Annotated in this window: 20 protein-coding genes; 18 read left to right on the forward strand and 2 right to left on the reverse strand. The window is 37.1% G+C overall.

Going from position 1 to position 26,968, the window contains the following annotated elements; all coding sequences use genetic code 11:
- Positions 1-126 precede the first annotated feature (126 nt).
- The 17 genes from DRF59_RS03195 to DRF59_RS03275 all read left to right on the forward strand — a co-directional run bounded on the left by DRF59_RS03195 (position 127) and on the right by DRF59_RS03275 (position 24,669).
- The gene (locus DRF59_RS03195; protein WP_115956840.1) at positions 127-378 is read left to right on the forward strand and encodes a hypothetical protein; all 252 of its coding nucleotides are present in this window, start codon (positions 127-129) and stop codon (positions 376-378) included.
- 137 nt (positions 379-515) lie between these two features.
- The gene (locus tag DRF59_RS03200; protein ID WP_115956841.1) at positions 516-2,015 is read left to right on the forward strand and encodes a GH3 auxin-responsive promoter family protein; all 1,500 of its coding nucleotides are present in this window, start codon (positions 516-518) and stop codon (positions 2,013-2,015) included.
- Positions 2,016-2,084: 69 nt separating this feature from the next.
- Complete coding sequence (locus tag DRF59_RS03205; protein WP_115956842.1) at positions 2,085-2,447, forward strand: hypothetical protein; 363 nt, start codon at positions 2,085-2,087, stop codon at positions 2,445-2,447.
- Positions 2,448-2,539: 92 nt separating this feature from the next.
- Positions 2,540-3,775 (forward strand): MFS transporter, encoded by a 1,236-nt coding sequence (locus tag DRF59_RS03210; protein WP_115956843.1) that lies wholly within the window; start codon positions 2,540-2,542, stop codon positions 3,773-3,775.
- Positions 3,776-4,272: 497 nt separating this feature from the next.
- Positions 4,273-6,363 carry a T9SS type B sorting domain-containing protein gene (locus DRF59_RS03215; protein WP_115956844.1) on the forward strand — a complete coding sequence of 697 codons (2,091 nt, stop codon included), beginning with the start codon at positions 4,273-4,275 and terminating at the stop codon, positions 6,361-6,363.
- 373 nt (positions 6,364-6,736) lie between these two features.
- Entirely contained in the window at positions 6,737-8,878 is a 2,142-nt protein-coding gene (locus DRF59_RS03220) for a T9SS type B sorting domain-containing protein (RefSeq protein WP_115956845.1), read from the forward strand.
- Positions 8,879-9,031: 153 nt separating this feature from the next.
- A complete protein-coding gene (gene dnaB, locus DRF59_RS03225) occupies positions 9,032-10,624 on the forward strand; it encodes a replicative DNA helicase (protein ID WP_115956846.1) in 1,593 nt (530 codons plus the stop codon).
- A 101-nt stretch (positions 10,625-10,725) separates the two neighbouring features.
- Positions 10,726-11,202, forward strand: a complete 477-nt coding sequence (rnhA, locus tag DRF59_RS03230; RefSeq protein WP_115956847.1) for a ribonuclease HI — start codon at positions 10,726-10,728, stop codon at positions 11,200-11,202.
- A gap of 167 nt (positions 11,203-11,369) precedes the next feature.
- Positions 11,370-13,625 carry a T9SS type B sorting domain-containing protein gene (locus DRF59_RS03235; RefSeq protein WP_115956848.1) on the forward strand — a complete coding sequence of 752 codons (2,256 nt, stop codon included), beginning with the start codon at positions 11,370-11,372 and terminating at the stop codon, positions 13,623-13,625.
- A gap of 111 nt (positions 13,626-13,736) precedes the next feature.
- Positions 13,737-15,998, forward strand: a complete 2,262-nt coding sequence (locus DRF59_RS03240; protein WP_115956849.1) for a T9SS type B sorting domain-containing protein — start codon at positions 13,737-13,739, stop codon at positions 15,996-15,998.
- Positions 15,999-16,117: 119 nt separating this feature from the next.
- On the forward strand, positions 16,118-16,744 hold the full coding sequence (locus DRF59_RS03245; protein WP_115956850.1) for an NAD(P)H-dependent oxidoreductase: 627 nt from the start codon (positions 16,118-16,120) through the stop codon (positions 16,742-16,744).
- 30 nt (positions 16,745-16,774) lie between these two features.
- Positions 16,775-18,346, forward strand: a complete 1,572-nt coding sequence (nadB, locus tag DRF59_RS03250) for an L-aspartate oxidase (protein WP_115956851.1) — start codon at positions 16,775-16,777, stop codon at positions 18,344-18,346.
- Positions 18,347-18,362: 16 nt separating this feature from the next.
- Positions 18,363-19,223 (forward strand): carboxylating nicotinate-nucleotide diphosphorylase, encoded by an 861-nt coding sequence (gene nadC / locus DRF59_RS03255; RefSeq protein ID WP_115956852.1) that lies wholly within the window; start codon positions 18,363-18,365, stop codon positions 19,221-19,223.
- Between the two features lie 209 nt (positions 19,224-19,432).
- The gene (locus tag DRF59_RS03260; RefSeq protein ID WP_115956853.1) at positions 19,433-22,030 is read left to right on the forward strand and encodes a TonB-dependent receptor; all 2,598 of its coding nucleotides are present in this window, start codon (positions 19,433-19,435) and stop codon (positions 22,028-22,030) included.
- Positions 22,031-22,116: 86 nt separating this feature from the next.
- Complete coding sequence (locus tag DRF59_RS03265) at positions 22,117-22,548, forward strand: hypothetical protein (RefSeq protein WP_115956854.1); 432 nt, start codon at positions 22,117-22,119, stop codon at positions 22,546-22,548.
- Positions 22,549-22,621: 73 nt separating this feature from the next.
- Positions 22,622-23,614 (forward strand): aspartate-semialdehyde dehydrogenase, encoded by a 993-nt coding sequence (locus DRF59_RS03270; RefSeq protein ID WP_115956855.1) that lies wholly within the window; start codon positions 22,622-22,624, stop codon positions 23,612-23,614.
- A 56-nt stretch (positions 23,615-23,670) separates the two neighbouring features.
- Positions 23,671-24,669: a cation diffusion facilitator family transporter gene (locus tag DRF59_RS03275; RefSeq protein WP_115956856.1), complete on the forward strand. Its 999-nt coding sequence runs from the start codon at positions 23,671-23,673 to the stop codon at positions 24,667-24,669.
- A 13-nt stretch (positions 24,670-24,682) separates the two neighbouring features.
- Here DRF59_RS03275 and DRF59_RS03280 read toward each other — a convergent pair whose 3' ends face one another.
- Entirely contained in the window at positions 24,683-25,117 is a 435-nt protein-coding gene (locus DRF59_RS03280) for an exosortase F system-associated membrane protein (RefSeq protein ID WP_115956857.1), read from the reverse strand.
- On the reverse strand, positions 25,104-25,634 hold the full coding sequence (gene xrtF / locus DRF59_RS03285) for an exosortase family protein XrtF (RefSeq protein ID WP_115956858.1): 531 nt from the start codon (positions 25,632-25,634) through the stop codon (positions 25,104-25,106). The genes DRF59_RS03280 and xrtF overlap by 14 nt, the downstream gene beginning before the upstream one ends.
- 216 nt (positions 25,635-25,850) lie before the next feature.
- Between xrtF and DRF59_RS03290 the strand changes: the two genes are divergently transcribed.
- A complete protein-coding gene (locus tag DRF59_RS03290) occupies positions 25,851-26,876 on the forward strand; it encodes an aminoglycoside phosphotransferase family protein (RefSeq protein ID WP_115956859.1) in 1,026 nt (341 codons plus the stop codon).
- Positions 26,877-26,968: the final 92 nt, after the last annotated feature.

Below are 26,968 nucleotides of genomic sequence, written 5' to 3' on the forward strand. Positions count from 1 at the left end.
TTTATACTCAAAACTTATTTAATTTTTTTTTAAGCTGTAATAAACTTTAGTTAAGTTTAAAAACACAAAAACTTTCAGCCTGCTTTTTGCATACCTTTACTCAACCAAAAACAAACAGTAATCCTTATGAAAAAATTATTATCAGCAATGTCACTGGTTTTAGGACTCGGACTTGCAACTGCACAACAGACTGTTCCTGCTACAAGCACTGCACATCAGACTGTAAAAACAGTAAAAGCAACAACACCTGCAGAAGTTAAACCTTCTCAACCCGTAGCTAAAATGAAAAAGGACGGAACTCCGGACAAGAGGTATAAAGCAAATAAACATCTGAAAAAAGACGGAACTCCAGACAAAAGATATAAAACAAGCAAATAAGCACAACCTAAACATATATAGTTGTTATTTTCATAATCAAATTTCGAATGCCGGTAAACAAAGTTTTATCGGTTTTTTTATGGTACAGCATATAAAAAAATAGCTACAGATTCTGTACTTATTTATAAATTTGAAGCATGTTAAACTTCTTCAAGAAAAATACAGCACTTATCTGGGCAAAAAAGCATGTTCAAAAAGCAAAGGCATTTAAAAAAGATGCGGAAAAGAATCAGGAAGAGCTATTACTTTCTTTAGTACATACTGCAGAAAAAACTCTTTTTGGAAGAGAACATGACTTTGAGAACATTCATTCCTTAAAAGATTTTCAGGATAGAGTTCCTGTGTCGGACTATGAAGATCTGAAACCTTATATTGAAAGAGTAAAAAAAGGCCAGGCAAATATTCTCTGGACGGATACCCCTGAATATTTTGCAAAAACTTCAGGAACAACTTCCGGCTCCAAATACATTCCTATTTCAAAAGAAGGAATGCCTTTTCAGATTGCAGGGGCTCAAAGTGCCCTTTTCCATTATATTGCAAAAAAAAACAATGCTGATTTTGTTAACGGAAAAATGATTTTTCTGCAGGGAAGCCCTGAACTGGAAGAAGTTTTTGGGATAAAAACAGGAAGATTATCCGGAATTGTAGCTCATCATATTCCTTCCTATCTCCAAAAAAACCGGCTTCCTAGCTGGGAAACCAATATTATGGAAGATTGGGAAGCTAAGGTTGAAAAAATTATTGAGGAAACAGAACATGAAAACATGACCCTGATTTCCGGAATACCTCCGTGGCTGATCATGTATTTTGAAAAGCTTACGGAAAAGCATGGAAAAAAAATCAAACAGTTATTCCCGAACCTGCAGCTTATAGTTACAGGAGGCGTTAACTATGAACCATATAAAGATAAAATGGAAGATCTTCTGGGAGATAAAGTAGATATTATACAGACTTTCCCTGCCTCTGAAGGTTTTTTTGCTTTTCAGGACGATTATACAAGTGAAGGCCTTTTGCTCCTGACCAATCATGGTATTTTTTATGAGTTCATACCTTTAGAAGAATATGGAAAACCAGGGGCAAGGCGATTAAGTTTAAAAGAGACGGAACTCTATAAAGATTACGCCCTTGTCATTACAACCAATTCCGGGCTATGGGCTTACTCCATAGGTGATGTTGTCCGGTTTATTGATAAAAACCCTTACAGGATTTTAGTCAGTGGAAGAACCAAACATTTCACCTCTGCGTTTGGAGAACATGTTATTGCTTTTGAAGTTGAGGAAGCAATAAAAAGTACATTGGAAAAATTTCCTGCCCGGATTACAGAGTTCCATCTGGCTCCTCAGGTAAATCCCGGAAAAGGTCTGCCATATCATGAATGGTTTATTGAATTTGAAAAAGATCCGGAAGATCTGGAATCCTTCAGAAATGAGCTCGATGAACAGCTAAGAGCCCGGAATACATATTATAATGATTTGATTTCAGGGAATATTTTACAAAAACTACAGATTACAAAACTTAGAAAAAATGCTTTTCATGAGTATGCAAAATCTCAGGGCAAATTAGGTGGGCAAAATAAGACTCCAAGATTAGCCAATGACAGAAATATTGCAGATCTATTAGAAATTTACAAACTTTAAGCACATTTTTTCAATTCCAAAAACGTATATTCGAAAAAAATTATAAATTTGAAAAACTAAAAGAAAATAATGAAAGCATCTGTACTGTTAAAATCATCTTTATTAACATCTTTATTTGTCATTTCATCTTGTGCTACCACAAAATACAGCGAAGACATTTCTAAAAATAATTACTCCAATCTGGAGGCTGGAAAAATGTATGTTGTACAAATGAGAGACGGATCTCCAAAACAAAAAATATTATTCAGAAATGTTGTAGGAGAAAATCTGGTGGGAACTGCCGGCAAGAAAGATAGTACAGAAGTCGTAATTCCTAAATCAAATGTAGCTGCTGTGAAAGACCGGTCCAGAGCAAGAATAGCAGCAGGGGCTACGATCATTGGAGCTGCAGGTGTTGCTGCATTGGTAATCAGCGCTTCAAGAGCAGACTAAAATAGATTTTATCTTTCGGGATATATTTAATTTATCTTTTAAAATTCAGTATATGAGTAGTCCTAAATAAATATTTAGGACTATTTTTGTTCATGATTTCCTTTACCCCGTTAAAAACATTACAAAATGTTGAGTTCAGAAATCTTCTAACCGGAAGATTTTTTATTGTTTTAGCTTTCAGGATGCTTGCCACTTTATTGGGATGGTGGGTATATCAATTAACAAAAGACCCGTTTTCAATTGGCCTTATAGGACTTTCGGAAGTTATTCCTGCTGTTAGTTGCGCTTTGTATGCGGGCCATGTCATTGATATGAATGAAAAAAAACGATTATTACTCATTTGTAACTATGCCTATATTTTCCTGATAGGATTATTGCTGATTCCTGCATTTCTTAATGTACAAATGCATTTTACAGGACACCAGATCACCTATTTCATTTATGGAGTCATTTTTTTTACCGGAATAGCCAGAGCATTTATTGGCCCTATTGTTCCCTCGATGATTCCAAGAATTGTAAAAAAAGAAAACCTTCCTAATGCAGTAACTTTAAATCAGGCAACATTCCTGATCTCTTCAGTCTGCGGCCATGCAACCGGAGGAATTCTTATAGGCTATTTCGGAGTAAAATGGACATTAGTGGTCATCTTGTCTCTTATATTTATAGCCTCATTATTTTTCTGGCAGCTTAACAAACAATTTTCAGAAAATAAAAAAGATTCTGTACATGTAGTTGAAAGCATGCGTGAAGGAATATCTTATATATTTAAGACCAAAGAGATATTGGGAGCATTATGTCTTGATATGTTTGCTGTACTTTTCGGAGGGGCGGTTGCCATGATCCCCGTATTTGCCACAGATATTTTAGACTCCGGAGCAGAAGGCTTTGGATTGCTTAATGCTGCTTCCGACATCGGCTCTATGTGCATCATCACAATTTTATCTATTGTTCCTCTGCGTAAAAATCAGGGAAAAATATTGCTGGCAGTTGTTACAGGGTTCGGGCTTTGTATTATCGGATTTGGCTTATCCAAACTTTACTGGTTGTCATTTATATTCCTTGTGATGAGCGGAATGCTGGACGGAATTTCAGTAGTAATCAGAGGAACTATTGTCCAGTTAAAAACCCCTGATCACATCAGAGGTAGAGTCCTGAGTGTTAACTCAATATTTATTATGTCCAGTAATGAAATGGGGCAGTTTGAAAGCGGATTGATGGCCAAAGTTTTGGGCGTAGTACGTTCTGTTGTATTTGGCGGGACAATGACTGTTTTAATTGCATTGCTTGTAGGAAGTACCAATCCTAAACTAAGAAAAATGCAGTATTAGCATTTGCCTCAAATCTTACAGATTATCAATATCATACAATAATAAATAAGCTCAGAGCAGACATGGTATCTGCTCTGAGCTTATTTATTATTGGTTTCCTCTTATTCCGCAAGGCTTCAGTTTGTTAAACCAAATACAACATTAGTATACAAAACTCCATTTTCTTTAAATATATCTCAAAATCTTTAATTTAACGTTAATAATTTTTTATATTTGCTAGATAAAACAACCCTTATGAATAAACCTTTACTAATTTTATCCATTTTTGAAGCCCAGGCCATGCCATTACAGAAAAGCAGCATATCTAATTGACTTACAACTAGTATAAAAGCAGCCAATTAATAACTGTATATAAGCATATAAAGAAGGTCTGCTTCAGGACTCCCTCAAAACACTCAGATGAACAAGCTTCACCACTACCAGTAATCTGGCAGAGGAAAAAATCAATTAACCAAACAAACAATAGATAAGGATTGAAAATTTTAAACTGATTAAACATGAAAAAATATCTACTGATTTTAATATTATTCATCACTCAGGTTCTTTCAGCACAACAGGATTGTATTACAGCTCTTTCTGTTTGCGGAAATTCCAATATATCCTATATTCCTGACGGACCCGGAGTTCAGGAACTTCCGGAATCAAACTGCGGAAGTTACCAGGAAAGATACTCAGTGTGGTATAAATTTACTATTGCTACTGCAGGAACCCTCACCTTCGCTATCACTCCAAATACCGGCTCCGACTATGACTGGTATGTATGGGGACCTAATATTACATGTGCCAATAAAGGGAATACCATCAGATGTTCTACTCCAGGCGGACAGGGAGCTACTGGTCTTAATATGACCTCAACAGATCCTTATGATTATTTTGGACAGCCAGGTTCAAACGCTGACGGATGGGCAAAATATATGGACGTTTTACCCGGCGAAACATATTATCTTTTAATCAACAATTATAGTATAAACATTACAGGTTTCTCCCTGACCTGGGGCGGTACAGCAACCTTAGCCTCTCCATTCAATGATCCGGTACTTACCCCAAATCCATTTATTACCCCGGGAGCTCCTAATGCGAATCCGGCTGATCCTAATGAAGTTGTTATCTGTACCGATCCGGCTGTTTTTGATTTCAACACGTTAACTGATGGAATTGTTAATGGTAATGCTAATTTCTTCGTTAGTTATCATACAAGTCAAAATGATGCTCTTTCTGGAAACAACCCGATTTTAACTCCTCAGACAGTTAATACGACAGATGTCTACTATTACAGTATTCATTATGAGGATCCTACTGATCCGAATAACCCGATAAATTCATGCAGGCAAATCGGTAAGTTTAAATTTAAACAGGGGAATATTACTGCCACTGATGCTACATTAACCATGTGTAATAACAATAATGCAGGCACAGCAATTTTTGACCTTACTACTGCCAATGTATTTGATGATCCTGCAGGAACGGCAATAAAAAAATATTATCCGACAATGAGTGACCTTAATGCCGGAACTAATGAAATAACAAACCCATATGCATACTTATCTTCAACAAATGTAGTATATGTATTGGTAACAACACCTCAGGGATGTTCAGATGTGGCGCAGATCAAACTGAATCTTTATGCGGTTGTTGCAGTACAGGATGCTGAATTAAGAACCTGTTTTATTGAAACCAACCCGGCTACAGGCTCATTCAATCTTACCAACGCTCTGGTAACTACAGTTGCAGGTGCTACAAAAAGATATTTCCCTTCATTAACAGATGCGATAGATCTTACGAATGAAATAGTAAATGCAACGGATTATATTGCTCCTAATGGTATTGTATATGTAAGAGTAACAGATACCCGGGGATGCTACTCTATCGCTAAAGTTACCTTAACTGTACTTCCTCCTGTAAAATCTGATGTTCTGGTTGACAAAATTATCTGTATGGAAGATAAAACAACTTTAGATGCAGGACCCGGATTTAAAAGCTATGAATGGAGCACAGGAGCAACCACACAGGTAATCAGTAATGTAGGCGTAGGAACGTATTGGGTAAAGTTAAAAACAGGAGATTGTATTACAACACAAACTGTAAAAGTGTATGCTTCAGAACAACCCGTAGTATCAAATATTGAAATTTCCAATAATACTATAACAATAAATGTAATAGGAGGAACACCGGATTATAAATATTCCATGGATGACATCAACTGGCAGGACTCCAATACATTTACCAATATAGCAAGAGGTAATCATAAAGTCTATGTAAAAGATGCTTATGACTGTGACCCTATTGAAATTCCGGTAGTTGTCCCTAATCTGATCAATGTAATTACACCAAACGGAGATGGTATAAATGATGTGGTTGATTACTCCGCTATGGCTGACAAGCAGAATCTTATCTTAAGTATTTTTGACAGGTATGGCACAAAAATCCATCAGGCAGATAAATCCAATGGATACAAATGGGACGGAACTATTTCCGGCAAAAGAATTCCGACAGGAACATACTGGTATTCTGTAACATGGAATGAAAACGACAAAAAGAATACACCATTTAAATTCTCTGGATGGATTATGGTAAAAAACAGAGAATAACCTTAAATAATTTGAAAACATACATTAACCCGGAGTAGAAATTCTATTCCGGGTTACTTTTTATTTATTATACTTTTTACTAAACATTTATATCAAAGTATAATAAACATTACAAATACTGTTTAGAAATACAAAGAAAAACAAAAGATACCACATCGGTAATCCATATATCATTTTCTTTAAATATATCTCAAAATCTTTAATTTAACGTTAATAATTTTTTATATTTGCTACATAAAACCCTTGCTTATGACCAAACTTCTACTATTCTGATCTTTTTTCCGTATACAACAAGGGCGCCCATCAGTAGAGTTGCTCATTTTCTTTTTTTAACCACTTCACTACAATTTTGTTTTATAAAATCATTTTAACAATGAAAAAAATACTACTTCTTTTAATTTTATTTATATCTCAGGCATTTTATTCGCAATCGGATTGTATCACAGCAATTCCAATTTGTGGAAACTCTGACATCTCCTATACTCCTTCCGGTGTTGGAAATATTGTCGAAGTCCTCAATCAAAACGGAGGATGCTTAAGTGTAAATGAGACTTATTCTGTATGGTATACTTTCACGGTGTCAACATCAGGTACACTGGCGTTTAAAATTAAATCCAATGTTTTAAGGGATGATTACGACTTTGCAGTCTATGGCCCTACTAACGGAGGATGTGCCTCTTTGCAGAATAGTTCTCACGTTTTTATAAAACCTTTACGATGTAACTATTGGGGTTCCGTAGCTTCCGGTGAAACAGGATTAGATTTAAATCTGGCTCCTCCTGCAGTACTCCCTCCAAACAGTTCTACGATGAACAATCAGGAATGGAGCCCATACATTAATGCAACTGCTGGCGAAACCTATTATCTTGTTATAAACAATCATACAAGATCTGCAAACGGCTTTTCAATGGAATGGAGTGGCACTGCAAGTTTAAGTTCTGCTTTCAATGATCCTACTTTAGCTCCTTTTCCGTTCGTTACTCCGGGAATTCCTGCTGCAGACCCTACACAACCGAGCAATGTTATGGTATGTGGACTACCTACCCAATTTGACTTCTCTACACTTACCGCAGGAATCATAAATGGCAATAACGCTAATTTCCAGGTTACCTATCATGATAATATCAATGACGTTCTGACAGGCTCGTCTCCGCTTACAATTGAAACAGTAGACGCAACCACAACATATTATTACCGGGTAGCTTACCATGACCCGTCTAACCCCGACAATCCTATGAACGGATGTTTTATCAACGGTAAATTTAAATTTGTAGACGCCAGCATTAGCGCTAATAATGTCACTCTGCTTTCCTGTAATAATAACGGAGCAGGTACTGCAAAATATGACCTGACAACAGCAAATGTATTTGGTGGTCCAGGAGCAACAATTAAATATTATCCGACTCTGGCTGATCTGACTGCAGAAACCAACGAAATTACAACGCCTACCAATTATGTTTCTCCGGAAACAACAATCTATGCAAAAGTGATTTCTTCATTCGGCTGTACTGCAACAGCTGCTATCAGTCTGCAGTTTCATCCTACAGTGGTGCTGCAGGATGCTGAATTGGAAGAATGTTATATTCCTGGAAATAATACTTTTTCAACATTTGATCTTACAAAAGCCGGCATTGGACTCCCTTCCCCTATTCCTACGGGAACCGTTATAAAGTACTACAAGACAATGAATGATGCACTAAGTCAGTCTAACCCAATCGCAACGCCTGATACCTATCTTTCATCCAGCACTATTGTCTATGTAAGGGTTAATAATGAAAAACAATGCTTTGCAATTGCTAAAATCACATTAAAAGTACTGCCTCCGGTAGAATCTGCCGTATTAAAAGACAAGGTAATCTGTGCCGAAGGTAAAACAACATTGGATGCCGGACCTGGGTTTGACGGATATGAATGGAGCACTGGTGAAACCACACAGTCAATCAGCAATATAGGAATTGGCACTTATTGGGTAAAACTACAAACCGGAAAATGTTTCACGCTTCAGGAAGTACATGTTCGCCCAAGCTTACAACCAGTGATCTCAAATATCGAAATCACAAACAATTCAATCAAGATAACTGCTACAGGCGGAGTTCCTCCTTATAAATATTCCATAGACGGGATTAACTGGCAGGAGTCAAACACTTTCAGTGGTCTTCCCAGAGGAGAAAACACAGCATATGTAAAAGATTCATTTGAGTGTACCCCGGTTCAGGTGACGGTTACTGTTCCTAACCTTATCAACGCAATTACTCCAAACGGAGATAATGTAAACGATGTTATCGATTATTCAGCACTGGCTTATAAGAAAAACTTAGTATTTGTAGTATATGACAGATATGGAAACAAGCTTCATGAAGCCAATCATATGAGAAACTTTACATGGGATGGAACTGCCTTTGGTAAAAAGATATCAACAGGGACATACTGGTACACAATCTCATGGAATGAAAATGACAAAAATAATACGGAAACAAAATACTCAGGATGGGTATTGGTAAAAAATAAAGAATAAATTTCATTTACATCCATATTGAAAATCACCCCGGGCGGGGTGATTTTTTTATCAACATAACCAACCTCCTGTTTGCAGTATTTACATAACAACTGCTTATAATTTGTTGAATACTATTTTTAAATTATTTTTTAAATAAACTATCTTTGCACCATGGCGCAGAAAGAAACATTATCATCCCTAACACACGGAAACTTTGCAAAAGAGCTGTCTATTGCGGATGGGAAAATGCCACCCAATGCAGTGGATTTTGAAAGACTTGTTATCGGAACTTTTTTGATCGACAAAAAAGGATTGGATCATTCAATTGACCTCCTTACCCCTGAAGTTTTTTATGATCCGAGACATCAGGTAATCTTTTCTACTATATTAAAACTTTATGAAGGGAACCACCCTGTAGACTTAATGACAATTATTCAGGATCTTAAGAAAGAGGATAAATTAAGCCAGGCCGGAGGTGACCATTATATTATTGACCTTACTATGGGTGTAAGTTCATCCGCCCATATTGAATATCACGTACGCGTAATACTTGAAAAGTATATCTTAAGAAGTCTTATTAATGTCTCAGCAAATGTAATTGATTCGTCCTATAAAGAATCTACTGATGTTTTTGAGCTTCTTGACAAAGCAGAACAGTCTTTTTTTGAAATCACGAACGGGACCATCAAAAAAGGATTCGATACCGCCAACTCATTGGTAAAGCAAGCTATTGATACCATTAAATCATTAAAAGATAAACAAGGGCTATCCGGAGTACCTTCAGGTTTCCGGGATGTTGATAAAGAAACCGGAGGCTGGCAGAATTCTGACCTTATCATTATTGCTGCACGTCCTGCAATGGGTAAAACAGCATTTCTTCTTTCTATGGCGAGAAATATCGCGGTTGGCCACAAGATACCTATGGCTCTGTTCTCTCTCGAGATGGCATCAGTACAGCTTATCACCAGAATGATTGCTTCTGAAACAAGAATTTCTTCTGAAAAACTGAGAAAAGGAACTTTGGATGATGAAGAATGGCAGAGACTATTCTCCAATGTATCTGAACTGGAAAATGCTCCTTTATATATTGACGAAACTCCTTCTTTATCAATTTTTGATTTCCGTGCAAAATGCCGAAGACTTGTAATGCAGCACGGAGTAAGACTTATTATGGTCGATTACCTTCAGCTGATGACCGCAGGTGGTGGTGGAAAAGGAGTAGGAAACCGTGAACAGGAAATCTCCATGATCTCCCGCTCATTAAAAGCGATTGCTAAAGAATTGAATGTTCCTGTTATTGCATTATCCCAGCTTTCAAGGAGCGTGGAAGCCCGCCCGGGAAAAAGACCCCAGCTTTCTGACCTGAGGGAATCCGGAGCGATTGAGCAGGATGCGGATATTGTATCATTTATCTTCAGACCGGAATATTATAAGATTAGTGTTTGGGATAATGATGAGGAAGGACAGGAAACCTCAACTGAAAATCAGGCAGAGCTGATCATTGCAAAGCACAGAAATGGTGCTACTGCCGATGTAAGACTATCCTTCTTAAAACATTTTGCTAAATTCGGAGATATTGAAGCTGCTTTTGACGGAAATACAGGAGGAGGATATCCTTCTAACTTCGGATCAAATGAGCCAAGCGGATTTGACAGAATAAAAACAACGATCCAACCCGGGGCTGCCTTTGACCTGCCGGACAGTTCACAACTCTCAGGGTCATCAATGAATGATTTTGATGATGATGATGATTTTCCGTTTTAATGGTTAATCTAAATTAGATCATATGACTATAGTAATAAATATCAGGGAATAGTTTTGTTTTATTATTGTAGATTTAAAAAGTAATTTTTACAGAAACAGATTTGAAAATCGAAATATTTACCGATGGTGCCTGTAGCGGAAATCCCGGAAAAGGAGGATATGGCATACTCATGCGCGTTCCCGAAAAAAATTATCAGAAAACATTTTCTAAAGGGTTCCGGAAAACAACCAACAACAGGATGGAGCTTCTGGCAGTTATTACAGCTCTCGAAAAATTAAAATCCGCAGAGAATGAAATCCATGTTTATACAGATAGCAAGTATGTAGCAGACGCTGTTAACCAGAACTGGATTACAGGGTGGATCAAACGAGGCTGGAAAAATGTTAAAAACCCTGATCTCTGGAAAAGATTTATTGAGCTTTACAATAAATACCAGCCTGAAATGCATTGGGTAAAAGGACATGCAGGACATTTTGAAAACGAGCTGTGCGACAAATTAGCCGTTGCTGCCGCGGGTTCTCAGAATCTGGAAATAGATGTTTATTTTGAAAATCAGGAAAACAACTCTCTCTTTTAACCTGATTAACACAAATGCATAATTATATTTACAAATTTCACTATTAATCCAAAATTAACCTTATTTTTTGAAATATAATTAAAAATTTTAACAAAATTAACATTAAATACACATTTATTGATTGGGATTTAATATCTTTACTTATTAAAATACAAACTCCCAATTAAATGAATAAAATTCTACTTTCTTATCTTTCTTTTCTTCTTCTCTTCATATCAGGCATAGTATTCAGCCAGACTTATCAACTTATTGGAAATCCGGTCAATACAACAGGATGGACAATGGTCTCGCCAACACAAATAAATGGTGATTTTGTTCAGCTGACTCCGGATACAAATAACCAATCCGGCTCAATCCGGCTCAATGACCCTATTAATCTGAAATACTGTGATAAATGGAGAGTAGAATTTGATTTCAGAATGGATTCTAACCAAACCTCCAACGGGGACGGAATTGCTTTCTGGTATCTGGCAAATCCACCTGTTGCCAGTGTATTAGGCTCCGGCCTTGGAGTTTCTCAGAATGCAGTAGGACTCATCGTAGGATTTGATACCTACAACAATACAACTACAGCCACCATGAGTAAGGTTCATGTTGCTTATGGGCAAGTTACCAATACTACAGACACCAACAATGTGGAATTTTTTAATATCCCGGGAAGTTCTTTCCATTCACCGGACATGAATACAACAATTCCTTTTCAAGGCACTACTTTTAAACATGTTGAAGTAACTGCAGAAGTAGATCCCGCCGCACCCACCAACTGGATCATAAAGATAACTATTGATGGTAATTTAATTTGTAATCAGTCTTTCGCCCCCTCAGGTACTGCTGCTGCAATGACAGTTGGCTATTTTGGATTTTCAGCCTCCACAGGAGGTGCAAGGTCAAGACACTCTATCAAGAACGTTAAAATTTATACCGATAAGGTTCCAATTCTGCAAAACACAGCCACCCAGTCCTATTGCCCCAATCCTGCCACAGGATACGGAAGTGCTAATTTAACCACTTTTAACTCCCAATTTGTCAGCAATCCTGCAAACTACACTTTCACTTATTATCCTTTAGGCAGCTCCACTCCTATTGCTAACCCTGCCAACTACGAGTTTAACACTAATACAACAGTTACTGTGGTTATTAAAGATAATGCAGGAATATTATGTGACAACCCGGATGCAAGAATCCAGCTGACACTTGCTCCGTTTACAGCTGATGACAAAACGATCCTGGCCTGTAACAATAATAAAGCCGGTACTGCCGTCTTCAATCTGACCACCGCCGCCGTAACCAATGTTCCCGGGGTTGTAAAAAAATATTACAAAACATTAAACGATCTTAATGCTGGTATTAACGAAATTGCCTATCCTGATAATTATTTGTCTGCACCTGGCACAGTGTATGTAAAAGTGACAACACCTCAGGGATGTACCGGCAATGCAAAAATTACACTGGCGTTCTTCCCCGAAACACAAGTTCAGGAGGCATCATTAAGATCTTGCTTTATTGAAAATAACACTTCCAGTGCTGTATTTGATCTGACCTCAGCAGACGTAACTCCGTTAACAACTGCCAGCAAAAAGTATTACACTACTGCGAACAATGCACTGAATGGAACCAATGAGATTATAAACCCATCACAGTATATATCCACAAGCACAGCAGTGTATGTAAAGGTTACAGATGAAAACGGATGTTTTAACATTGCAAAGATCAATCTTATCGTTCTGCCCCCTGTACCCTCAGCTATTCTCAAAGATAAAATTATCTGTATTGACAGCAAAACTGATTTGGATGCCGGTCCGGGCTTTGATGGTTACGAATGGAGTACAGGCGAAACCACATCGTCCATTAAAGATGTTACCCCTGGTCTTTACTGGGTATTTCTTAAAACAGGAACCTGTATTACCAAACAGATTGTAAAAGTAATCCCTTCTCCAAATCCTGTCATTTCAAGCATTGACATTAACAATAATACAATAACCGTAAATGTATCAGGCGGAACACCTCCTTATCAGTACTCTCTGGATGGAGCAACCTGGCAGGAATCAAATACATTTACCGGTCTTCAAAGAGGAGAAGTTAGAGTTTTTGTAAAAGATTTTTATAATTGCACCCCTGTTGAAGTACAGATCACCGTACCTAATCTTATTAATGCCATCACTCCTAATGGCGATAATATAAACGACGTTATTGATTACTCTGCCCTTTCTTATAAGAAAAATCTGGTCTTTATTGTGTATGACAGATATGGAAATAAACTTTATGAAGCAAACAAAACCAGAAACTTCAAATGGGACGGAACAGCTTCCGGCAAAAAAGTACTTACCGGAACTTACTGGTACACCATTTCCTGGAATGAGAACGACAAGAATAATACTGAAACAAAGTACTCAGGATGGGTATTGGTGAAAAACAGAGAATAAATACAAGTAAAAAGCTATCCTTTTTTAAAGGATAGTTTTTTGTTTCACTACAAAATCACATCATGCTTCCTGACTTAAATTAAATCATTAAAAACATCATAACCAAAGACTATGAAAAAAGATATACTTATTTTCTTATGGGTTATTTTACTCTGTATACCCGGTAAAATATACTCTCAGACTTATCAGCTTTCCGGAAACCCCGTAAACACAACAGGCTGGGACCTCGTATCAGATGCAACCATCAGCGGAGACTTTATACGCCTGACCGCAGATCAGACAGGCAGATATGGAGCGATAAAGCTAGCCACCCCTATTACATTGAGCTACTGTGATAAGTGGAAAGTAGAGTTCGATTTCAGGATTGACGGAAATGGAACCACACAATTTGGCAGAGGTGACGGTTTTACATTCTGGTACCTTGCTAACCCACCAACAGGATTTGTGTCGGGAGGAGGGTTGGGTATCCCCGCTAACGCCTCAGGCTTAATGGTTGGTTTTGACATTTTCAATAATACAACCGAAGGCCAAATGAGTAAGGTGCATCTTTTATATGGCACCAATAATACAGCAGGGAATAATATAGAATATAATACTACTCCGGGAAGCACATTCCACTCCCCTGACCTTAACCCTACACAACCATTTGTAGGTGATACTTATAAACACGTAGAAGTAAACGGTGAAACAGATCTCACCAACCCCTCCAACTGGATTATAAAAATACGAATAGATGGTGTACTGATCGTTGACCAGTCTTTTGCCCCGTCCGGCGGAGCCACAGGAATGGCACAGGGATATTTTGGATTTTCGGCAGCAACAGGAGGTGCGAGCGCCAGACATTCCATTAAAAATGCAAAAGTTTTTGTGGACAAAGTTCCCATATTAAGCAATACGATTACCCCGTTTGTATGTACCAATCCCGCAACAGGAAATGGCGTTGTGGATCTTACTTCTTACAATTCCCAATTTGTAAATAATCCCGGAAATTATATTTTTACTTATTACATCCTGGGAAGCTCCACACCAATTTCCAATCCAACAAGCTTCCAATATTCAGGTAACACCACCATCAAGGTAGTTATTAAAGATCCTACATCCACTTTATGCGATAATGGGGACGGAATAATTCAATTAGACCCAACTCCGTTTGCTGCTGACGACGCCTCTCTTACCGGCTGCAACAACAATAATGCGGGAACAGCAACATTTGACCTTACCTCAGCTGCAGTAACCACAGTTCCTGGGGTTACTAAAGAATTCTATCCTACCTTATATGATTTAAATGCAGGCACTAACCTGATCACAAATCCCACCGCGTATGCTTCAGGAGCAGCTACAATCTATGTAAAAGTAACCACTCCACAAGGATGTGTAAGCACTTCCAAAATCACATTAAATATTCATCCGGTAGTAGTTGTTAATGATGCAGAAATAAGATCCTGTTTTATAGAAGGTAACTCCTCCAACGCATCTTTTAATCTCACTACAGCAATTGTAACCACACAAAACGGAACTACAAAAAAATACTACCCTTCATTAGCTGATTCTCTTAACGAAACGAATGAGATCACTAATCCAAACCCATATATCGCTCCTAATGGTGTAGTATATGTAAGGGTTTCCAATTCAAACGACTGTTATTCAATAGCCAAAGTTACACTGACGGTAATTCCTCCTACCTTTTCTGATATCCTGAAAGATAAAATCATATGCATGGAGGACAAAACAACATTAGATGCAGGTCCCGGCTTCAAAAGCTATGAATGGAGTACCGGTGCCACTACCCAGTCCATCAAGAATGCAGGGGTAGGAACCTATTGGGTAAAGCTTAAAACCGGAGATTGTATTGCCACCCAAACAGTAACCATATACGCTTCGGAGAATCCTGTGGTAAGCAGCATTGACATTTCAGGAAGCACCGTAACAATCTATGCTAACGGAGGAACTCCTCCATATAAGTATTCTATGGATAATATTTTATGGCAGGATTCTAATATATTCTCCAATGTCCCCCGTGGAGAAGCCAAGGTGTATGTTAAGGATGATTACAACTGCGCACCTGTTGAAATTAATATTACCGTACCCAACCTTATTAATGTTATCACACCAAACAACGACGGCATTAATGACGTTGTAGATTATTCAGCATTAGCCGGCAAACGAAATCTTGAGATAAGCATATTTGACCGTTATGGTTATAAAATATTCCAGGCCGATCAGTCTAACGGTTACAAATGGGACGGAACAGTACACGGCAGTAAAAGGGTCCCTACCGGAAATTACTGGTATTCCGTAATATGGAATGAAAATAACAGAACCGGAACGCCAGTCAAATTTTCAGGTTGGATTATGGTAAAAAACAGAGACTAAAAAGAATCACTCGCCCATACTAAAAATCACTCCATTGACCGGAGTGATTTTTTATATCATAAGAGGATATATTTTATTTTAAATCCATTTTATTCATATTCAATTCTTAAATTTGTCCTATGAATTATTTGGAAGCTTTAAGCAGAAGATATTCTGTAAAAAAATTCAATCATCAGATCATTCCTCAGGAAACCCTTTACAACATTCTTGAGTCGGGAAAGCTATCTGCAAGCTCCCTGGGACTTCAGCCCTATAAGATCATAGTGGTTGAAAGTGAAGAAATGAAACAGAAATTGATTCCGGCTTTCTACAATCCATCACAAATCTCCACCTGTTCTCATCTTATTGCCATAATTTCCAAAAAAACAATCGAAGAGAACTATATCCGGGGTTATTTTAATCATATTTCTGAAGTCAGAGAAACTCCTGTTGAAAAACTGGAACCTTTCAGAAATAGTATTAATCAGCATATTACACAAAAAACACAGGATGAAATTTTCAATTGGGCAGAAAAACAGTCTTATATCGTATTAGCTAACTTAATGTATGCTGCTGCTATAGAAAACATTGACACTTGTCCCATGGAAGGCTTCCGACAGGATATGATTGAAGACATCCTGAATATTAATACCGAAACAGAAAAAGTAACCGTAACCCTCGCTTTAGGCTACCGCTCTGAAGAAGACTACTTCCAACACATGAAAAAAGTAAGAAAACCAAATGAAAAATTATTTAAATTTATGTAATATTTAAATGATTGTACCTAAAGCAAGCATATGATAAAAGCGGATGTATTAGTAATCGGTTCCGGCATTTCCGGACTTTCCTATGCCATTAAAGTTTCTGAACAGCTCCCTGATGCCAAAATCATTATCGTAACAAAATCTGACGAAGATGAAAGCAATACCAAATATGCACAAGGTGGACTTGCGGTAGTCACAGATTTTCAGAAAGACAATTTTGAAAAACACATCGAGGATACCATGAGAGCCGGAGATGGTGAGAACAAACATGATGTGGTGGAAATGGTTGTAAAGGAAGCTCCTGCCAGGTTTAACGAAATTGTAGAATGGGGAGCCCAGTTTGACATGAAGAACGGCAAATTCGCTTTGGGAAGAGAAGGAGGCCATACTGAAAACAGAATCGTTCACCATAAAGACATCACCGGTTTTGAAATTGAGCGGGCATTACTGCAAACAGCTAATAACAGTCCGAACATAGAAATTCTGGATCATCATTATGTAATTGATATCATTACCCAGCACCATGTTCCGGGAAAAGAACTTAATGAAGGTGACATCCACTGTTATGGAGCTTATATTCTGGATGAAAAGTCCAAAACAATCAAGAAAATTACCTCTAAAATAACTCTGGTAGCGACTGGCGGTGCAGGGCATGTTTATAAAAACACCACCAATCCAACCATCGCAACCGGGGATGGAATTGCTTTTGTGGCGCGTGCCAAAGGAAAAGTCTCCAATATGCAATATTATCAGTTCCATCCAACCGCCCTTTATAATAAAATTGATGGAATGTTATTTCTGATTTCCGAAGCAGTAAGAGGAGACGGTGCAAAATTAAGGACAAAGAGGGGAGAAAAATTCATGCAAAAATATGATGAGCGTGAAGAATTAGCTTCAAGAGATATCGTTGCAAGAGCAATTGACAACGAAATGAAAATTTCAGGAGATGAATATGTAGGGCTGGACTGCCGTGAGATGAATCAGGAAAAATTCCTTGAGCATTTCCCCAATATCTACAAGAAATGCAAGGATGAAGGAATAGATCCATTTACACAGCTGATCCCCGTTGTTCCGGCTTGTCATTACCTGATGGGAGGCATTGAAGTAGACAGGGACGGGCAATCTTCCATTAAAAATCTTTTCGCTGTTGGAGAATGTACCAATTCAGGGTTACATGGCGCAAACAGACTGGCCTCAAACTCTTTACTTGAAGGCTTAGTTTTTGGTCATAATGCAGCAATGAAAACAGTAAACCTGTTACTAGAAAACCATTTTAATTTTGATGACCTTAAAGCAGTTCCGGAATGGGATGAAGAAGGAATGAAAATCATGGATGAAATGGTTATTATCAGCTATTTAAGAAAGCAGCTTCAGGAAATGATGAGTGACCTTGTAGGTATTGTAAGAAGTAACAGACGTCTGAATATGGCGCTGCAAAAGCATCAGGAAATTGCAGCTGCAGTAGATGAAATATACCACTACTCTATTCTTTCTCCTCAACTCTCAGAATTAAGGAACCTAACTACCGTTGCCCATCTTATCATTACCCAGTCTATGGAAATGAAAGAGAATAAAGGTGCATTTTATAATAAAGATTTAGCTTAACAAAAAGCATACAGCAATGAAAAGACCCAGCTACGTAACAGATAAAGCATTAAAAACATTCATAAAGAATGCATTGGAAGAAGATATTCAGGATGGTGATCATTCTACTCTTTCCACCATTCCACAAGATCTGAATCAAAGTGCCAGACTCCTTGTCAAGCAAGATTGTATTTTAGCGGGGGTTGAACTGGCTGAATTTATTTTCAAAACTTTTGATAAAAACTTAAAAGTAGAAACGTTCCTGAAGGATGGCGACACTGCAAAAGTTGGTGATGTTGCTCTTATTGTAACCGGTAGCGCAAGATCTATTCTTTCTACAGAAAGGCTGATCCTGAATTGTATGCAGAGAATGAGTGGGATTGCCACCCTTACCCATGATTGGGATTCAAGGTTAGTAGGAACAAAAACCAAACTTTTAGATACAAGAAAAACAACGCCCAATTTCAGGATATGTGAAAAATGGGCCGTAGCAATCGGTGGTGGAACCAACCACAGATATGGCCTTTATGATATGATTATGCTGAAAGACAATCACATTGATTACAATGGCAGTATTACCAATGCTGTAAAAATGGCAAAAGATTATATCAAAAAGAACAAGAAAAAATTAAAAATTGAGGTGGAAACAAGGAATCTTGAGGAAGTTCGGGAAGCCATCAATGCAAAAGTAGACCGGATCATGCTTGATAATATGGATGTTCCAACAATGAAACAGGCCGTTGAAATGATCAATGGCTCATGCGAATCAGAAGCATCAGGAGGAATTACCCGTGACATGCTAAAAGAAATTGCTTCTACAGGAGTAACTTTTATCTCTGCCGGTGCTCTTACACACTCTGCAGAAAATATAGATCTGAGTCTCAAAGCCGTGAAATAGCGTTGTATTTTTAACAAAAACACCCTCAATTTGTTAAATATTCACTAACATGACTTTTTTCATACAAAAATTCGTTTTTTGCTTACAAAACTGAATTTCAGAGCACTAACATTATTAAGACTGATTAAAAATTAACATTGAGTTAATAATAGTTAAATTAAATTTTGCGAATTTTGCAGAAAAATTAAATCTAATTATTACTAACGATTATGAAATTAATCAACAAATCGATACTAACTGCGGTTATTACATTATCTACAGCTAGTGTTTATTACGCCCAACAAGTTCAAGACACAGTGAACACGAAGTCAAAGGACATTGATGAGGTAATCCTAAGAGGTGTTACGGATATCGCTAAAGATAGAAAGACACCTGTTGCTGCATCTACTATTAAAGCAGCACAACTTGTAGAAAGATTAGGAAATCAGGAATTACCTGAGATTTTGAACACTACTCCGTCTGTTTATGCTACAAAATCCGGAGGTGGTTTCGGTGACGGGGGACTTACCATCAGAGGTTTCGAATCAAGAAACATTGCCATAATGGTAAATGGTATGCCGGTTAACGATATGGAAGGTGGAACTGTTTACTTTTCAAACTGGACAGGCTTATCTGATGTTACCAGTACATTACAGGTACAAAGAGGTTTAGGTTCTTCTAAACTAGCAATTGCTTCTGTAGGGGGTACAGTTAACTTCCTTACCCGTTCCGCAGACATGAAAAAAGGTGGAACTATAAGATTAGGAGTTGGTAACAATGATTATTTAAAAACATCTTTTGCATATAATACAGGAAAATCTGAAGGAGGATGGTCTTCATCATTCTTAATGAGCAGACAATCAGGAGGAACATACATCCAAAACACTGATTATGAAGCCTATGCATACTTTTTCGCTTTAGGTTTTGAGCCTAACAAAAAGCATAACTTCCAGTTTACTTTAACATCTGCTCCTCAATGGCATGACCAGAGAACTTTTGCTCCAACAATCCAGAATTATATTAACTATAATCCTGAATATGATGGAAAAAGTCCTTACAGAAAATATAATTCTGATTTCGGATATTATACTGATGCTTCAGGAAACAGAGTTGCTTTAGCAAACAGATCCAACTATTACTCTAAACCAGTAATGATGTTGAACTGGGACTGGACAATGGATGAAAAGTCTAAATTAAGTACCGTTCTATATATGTCTAATGGTAGAGGTGGTGGAACAGGTGATTTAGGTAAAGTAGGAGGAAAGGGAATGACTGATTTCTATGATACAGCTGGTCACTTTAACTATGATGCTATTTTTGCAGCTAATGCAGCTGTTAACTTAAATACTGCTGGTGCAGGAAGTACTCTTATTCGTAGATCAAGTATCAATTCTCACAACTGGTATGGTATCTTGGCTAACTTCCAACATAAAATCAATGACAACTGGAATTTCTCAGTAGGAACTGATGACAGATACTACTATGGCTACCATTATCAGGTTATCAGTGACCTTTATGGAGCAGCAGGATATAAAGACAATGCAAACAAAAATTTACCTCCAAGAATCGTAAGCAAGACTTATGATTATAAAAAACTTAGCTGGAATCCTTTCGGAGGCAAATTAGCTCCATCTGAAGACCAGATCGGATATAGCAATGATGGAGAAGTACTTTGGTATAGTGGATTTGCACAGGTGGAATATAGTAAAAATAACCTGTCTGCTTTCTTACAAGGTTCAGTTTCTAATCAGGCTTACCAGAGAATTGATAATTTCGTGGTAGATGGAAGCACATTAAAAGGTCAGACCGTCAACACTAAGACCGGGTTCAAAAACCTTTTCGGATATAACATAAAAGGGGGAGCTAACTATAACATCAATGAGCACCATAACGTTTTTGCTAACTTAGGTTATTATAGCAAGCAGCCGTTCCTTAACACTGTTTATCCAAGTAATCAGCAGCTTATTAATCCTTACCTGACTAATGAGAAGATTTCTTCTGCTGAAGTTGGATATGGATTCAGATCTGCAAAATTCACTGCAAATGTTAACGTATACAGAACACAGTGGAAAGACAGATGGCTAAGAAAATCAGGACAGACTTTCACTTTAGCAGACGGTTCTACTACAACAGGTTATTCTGAAATCAATGGTATTACTGAAATTCACCAGGGAGTAGAATTTGATGGAGTATACAAACCAACAAATTTCCTTGAAATTCAGGGTATGTTCTCTTGGGGAGATTACTATTACAAAGGAAATGCTAATGTAGCTTCTTTCGATGATAACAACAATCCTGTTACTTTAGCTGGGTCAGGAGGAAACGAATTATACTTGGATAAAGTAAAAGTAGGAGGTTCAAGTAATAACAGTATTCCTCAGATGACTGCTTCATTAGGACTTACTGTAAAGCCGGTAAAAGATCTTAATATCTTCGGAACCTGGAGATATGTAGGTAAACTTTATTCAACTATTGATGCCGGAACATTTACTAATGTTTCTGCACAGGAAAGAGGAGTATTGAAATTACCTGATTTCAACCTATTCGATGTAGGTTTCTCTTATAAAATCAGATTGAGAGATCAGGCTCAATATTTTACTATCGGAGCTAACGTTTATAACCTATTTGATACTGTATATATTTCTGACTCTGCAACAAGTGTATTTGCTGATGACAAACCAAAATTTTTGGCTGATGGAAAAACACCTAATACAAATAACCAGACTTACGAACAACTTGGTATGATGTACAAAGGTCTTGCAACAGGTAACCGTGCTTACTTTGGTTTCGGAACTACTTGGGCTGCAACATTATCCTTCAACTTCTAATAATATCACAATATTAGATTTTATAAATATCAATCCCGGCTTTGAGCCGGGATTTTTGCTATCTTTGTCTACAAAAAAATAGGATTATGGATTTTTACAACATTTTACTTAATGCCCACAAAGGATTCGGGTATCTGGAACTTCTTTTAGTTGCTTTATTTATCGTTGCACTTTTAGCTACCATGTTCGGGTTCAGTGGAAAAGTGAATAATTTTTTAAAGAAAACAACTCTGTTTACCATGATCTTCTTCCACATTCAGTTTTTATTAGGGATCATTATGCTGATTACTACTTTTAGCGGAGGGTTAAATATGGGAGAAGTAATGAAAAATTCGGCATTAAGGTTCCAATATGTTGAACACCCATTTTCTATGCTTATAGCGGCTGTATTGATGACTATTGTCAACAAAAAAGTTAAATCCAATGACACCATTTCTTTAGGGGTTGTTATTATGGGGTTAATCGCAGTAGGGCTGTTTGCATTTGCATTTCCATGGACCAGGGTCTTTGGAGCATAAAAAGAATTATGAAATTATACATGATGCGTTATAATTTATAAATATTTTAACTTTAAATTTTTAATTAAAATCAATGAAAGTAGCTGTAGTAGGTTCAACAGGAATGGTTGGACAAGTTATGCTTAAAGTTTTGGAGGAGAGAAACTTCCCTGTAACAGAATTAATTCCGGTAGCTTCCGAAAAATCTGTAGGCAAGAAGGTGAAGTATAAACAGAAGGAATTTACGATTGTAAGCATGAAGGACGCTATAGCTGCCAAACCGGATATTGCGATATTCTCTGCCGGAGGTTCTACTTCGCTGGAATTTGCTCCTTTATTTGCAGAAGCAGGGACAACAGTAATCGATAACTCCTCAGCATGGAGAATGGACCCTGATAAAAAATTAGTTGTTCCGGAAATCAATGCAGATGTATTGACTAAAACAGACAAGATCATTGCAAATCCGAACTGTTCTACCATACAACTGGTAATGGTTTTAGGACCTTTGAACAAAAAATATGACTTAAAAAGAGTTATTGTTTCTACCTATCAATCTGTAACCGGGACAGGAAAAGCTGCTGTTGACCAGTTAAATGGTGAAATCAGCGGAAATGATTCTATTGCTAAAGTATATCCTTATCAGATTTTCAAAAACGCACTTCCTCACTGTGATGTTTTTGCAGATGATGATTATACTAAAGAAGAGATCAAGCTTATGAAGGAACCTAAGAAGATTTTAGGTGATGATACGTTCAACCTGACTGCTACTGCAGTAAGGGTTCCGGTGCAAGGCGGGCATTCCGAAAGTGTAAATATTGAATTTGAAAATGAATTTGATCTGGATGAAGTAAGAAAAATTTTATCGGAGACTCCCGGGGTAATCGTAATGGATGACGTAAAAAACAATCAATATCCGATGCCACTTTATTCGGAAGGCAAAGATGAAGTTTTTGTCGGAAGGATAAGACGGGACCTGTCACAACCGAAGACCCTTAACCTCTGGATTGTAGCAGATAATCTAAGGAAGGGAGCCGCAACCAATGCAGTACAAATCGCAGAATACCTTGTAGCAAACAACTTAGTATAAACTAACAAATAAAAAAGAGTCTCAGAATTGAGATTCTTTTTTTTATCAAACACAATATGAATACCCAAAAGAATACACATAAAGAGAAAATAGGATTTCAAAAGATCATAGCCACGTTTGGGATTATCCTTTTCGTTGGAAAGATCATAGCCTGGAAACTGACTAATTCTGATGCTGTATTTTCTGATGCTATGGAAAGCATTGTTAATGTTATCAGTGCATTCATGGGACTTTATTCACTTCACCTTGCCGCTAAACCCAAAGATGAAGACCATCCCTACGGACACGGAAAAGTAGAATTTGTTACCGCCGGAATTGAAGGAGCTCTTATTGCAATTGCCGGTATTATGATCATTTATGAAGGAATTCATAGCTTAATTATAGGTAAAACACTGAGCAAAATTGATCTGGGTATCTGGATCATTGCAGCTACCGCCATTATAAATTACCTTTTGGGGTATATTTCTATTAAAAAAGGCAAAAAAGAAAATTCCCTGGTCCTGATTTCATCCGGAAAACATCTCCAATCGGATACCATTACAACATTAGGGGTTGTTATCAGCCTTATTATTGTTTATTTTACAAAAATTTACTGGCTGGATTCCGCTGTAGCATTAGCATTCGGACTTTACATTATAGTGGTAGGGTATAAAATTGTCCGCAAATCTTTAAGTGGTATTATGGACGAGCAGGACCCTGAAATATTAAATCAGATCATTAAAATTCTTGAAGAAAACAGGAGGACAGAATGGATTGATGTACACAATATGAAAATCCAGCAATTTGGTTCATCCCTTCATATTGATGCTCACATTACACTTCCCTGGTATTACAGTCTCCGTGATGCCCATGACGAAATGGAAAAAGTAATCCTGCTTCTGGCCGGAAACATAAAAAGGAGTATTGAATTTAATTTCCATATGGATGATTGTAAGCCAATTTCCTGCCCTGTTTGCCAGATCAAAAATTGTCCCGTCCGCGAAAAAGACTTCATCAAACGCGTAGTATGGACCCCGGAAAATATTACCAGTATGGATAAACATACCGTGGAATAAAACAGGAATTACTTTAATTTTTCTTTTCCAATTGCTTCCTGTAATAAAACATTGGAACCACCAATAATATAATTAAAGGCTGGATTACAAACCGTCTCATATAAAAAGAAAAAAGATAACCGATATCAAAATGGTCATTAATACAATATGCATACACCGGAAAAGTAATAATGAACACGATGATAATTAAAACAGCTCCCTGAACAGTCCATTCCTTATTTTTAAATAGTCCCTGAATAATCAGGCAGGAAAATAAAAGGTTTAAAATAAACCGGAATACATGGCCGGTTACCAGCTTTCTCCATTCAAATTCCGGGAATGCGATATTTTTATTTGCTTCATGAAAGTAATTAAGAAAAGGGTCATAAAAAATCCTGTCCTCAAAAACCCTTACACTGATCAGACCGCAAATACCTGCTATGACCAAAAACCAATTAAGAATTTTCATTTTTTAAGGCAAAGAATTTAATCCAGACAAGCCAGAGCAGAACAACACTTCCGTAAATAACAGCAGGAAAAACAAAGTCATGAAACATTTTACCATATTCCTGATGTTCTGACATAACAATATTGAGCCCAACAATTCTCAAAAGATTCATGAGATATAGCAAAATAAGTCCTATCAGGACAAAGATAACAGTCTTTATTCCTTTATAAAAAGCAAAAACAAAAGATACAAATAAGATCATTACAGAAATGGCATTACACCCTTCCACCATTCGTGTTACATATTGATTTTTCACATAAAACCATACCTGTTCGTTTTTTACATCGTCGTACAACGCTGTTTTATAGCCTATTTTGTTTTGTAAGAAACTTACCTGATCTGCAATTATTCTTGAAAAAGGGTCCAGCCCTGTATCTTTGCTGCCCGTCAGGTAAAACTGATAAGCAAAAAGCAACACCAGATATATGATGATGAATCGCAGCAAAATACCTAAAACCGGCTTGAAATCTTTTAACATGATACTACAAAGATAAAAATTAGCCTGTAATAACCTGAATTCTAATCTAAAAACTTCGGTTTAAGATCATTCTTTATGTTTCATCGCTAAGATTTCCGGAATATATTTGTCCTGACAAATAAATATCTCTTTAAAAACCATTAATTCCGTCAGTAATCCTTGTAAATTTAAGATGATTTCCAACTCATGTTAAATTAGTATATTTGTTTTCGTATTATGACTTCTGAAAACGCAAAACGATTTTTCGAAATTCAATGTGGCAAAAAATCTTCCGAATTTGTCACTCTTGCCCAAAGCGGCTCTGCAAGGGTTAATTTTCTGGCCACATCCGGTAATGAAAAATTTATCATCACGTATAATGAAAACGTCCCGGAAAATGAAAGTTTTCTATACTACTCCAATATTTTCTCTCAGCTCCATCTCAATACACCCCACATATTAGCTGTTTCGACTGACAGAAAAATGTATGTACAGGAATTTTTGGGAGAACATACGCTTTCAGAGATCATTGCAAAAGAACAGCTTTCAACAGATGTTAAACTCCTTATAAAACAAACCCTGGAGAAACTGTTCAGCCTTCAGATTCTGACACAGGGAAAAATTGATTTCACAAAAACCTTTGAATATGAAAATTATGATGAACTTCCCGTTACTCATGATTTATACTATTTTAAAAATTTTGTGGCAGATGTATTAGAACTTGAATATAACAAGTCTGTACTTCTGAGAGAATTCAAGTTGATTGTAAAACTAATTGAAGGCTTAGAACCAAAAGGAATTATGATCCGTGACTTTCAGGCAAGAAACATTATGGTAAATACCAATAATGAAGTATCCTTCATTGACTATCAATCTGCAATGAAAGGGCCATTGATGTACGATGTTATCTCTTTTCTTTTCCAGGCTAAGGCTAACTTCCCTGAAGAATTCAAAAATGAAATGCTGGCGTATTATATTCAGCAATTTGAGGATCCAATGGTAAGGGCCCAACTTCAAGGCTCGGTGAAGCCAATACAGTTGATGAGATTTTTACAGGTTTTAGGGGCTTATGGCTTCAGGGGGCTTATCCAGAGAAAATCACATTTTCTTGCAAGCCTGGAACAGGGAATACTAAATATAACACAGCTTTCCAATTCCTGGAAATACATGGAAAATTATCCTGAACTGAAAAAAGTTATTCATCAGCTAACTTCCGAAAAGACAAAATCGAAAATTGATGAAATATTAAATTTGAACCATTAGGGATGAATAAATATTGAAAATTAATCATAACAAAAGAGATTTCATATTATCTTAAAGCTATATAGCTTTAATCGGTATATAAAAAATAATAA

It is taken from the genome of Chryseobacterium flavum, assembly GCF_003385595.1.
Taxonomy (GTDB): domain Bacteria; phylum Bacteroidota; class Bacteroidia; order Flavobacteriales; family Weeksellaceae; genus Chryseobacterium; species Chryseobacterium flavum.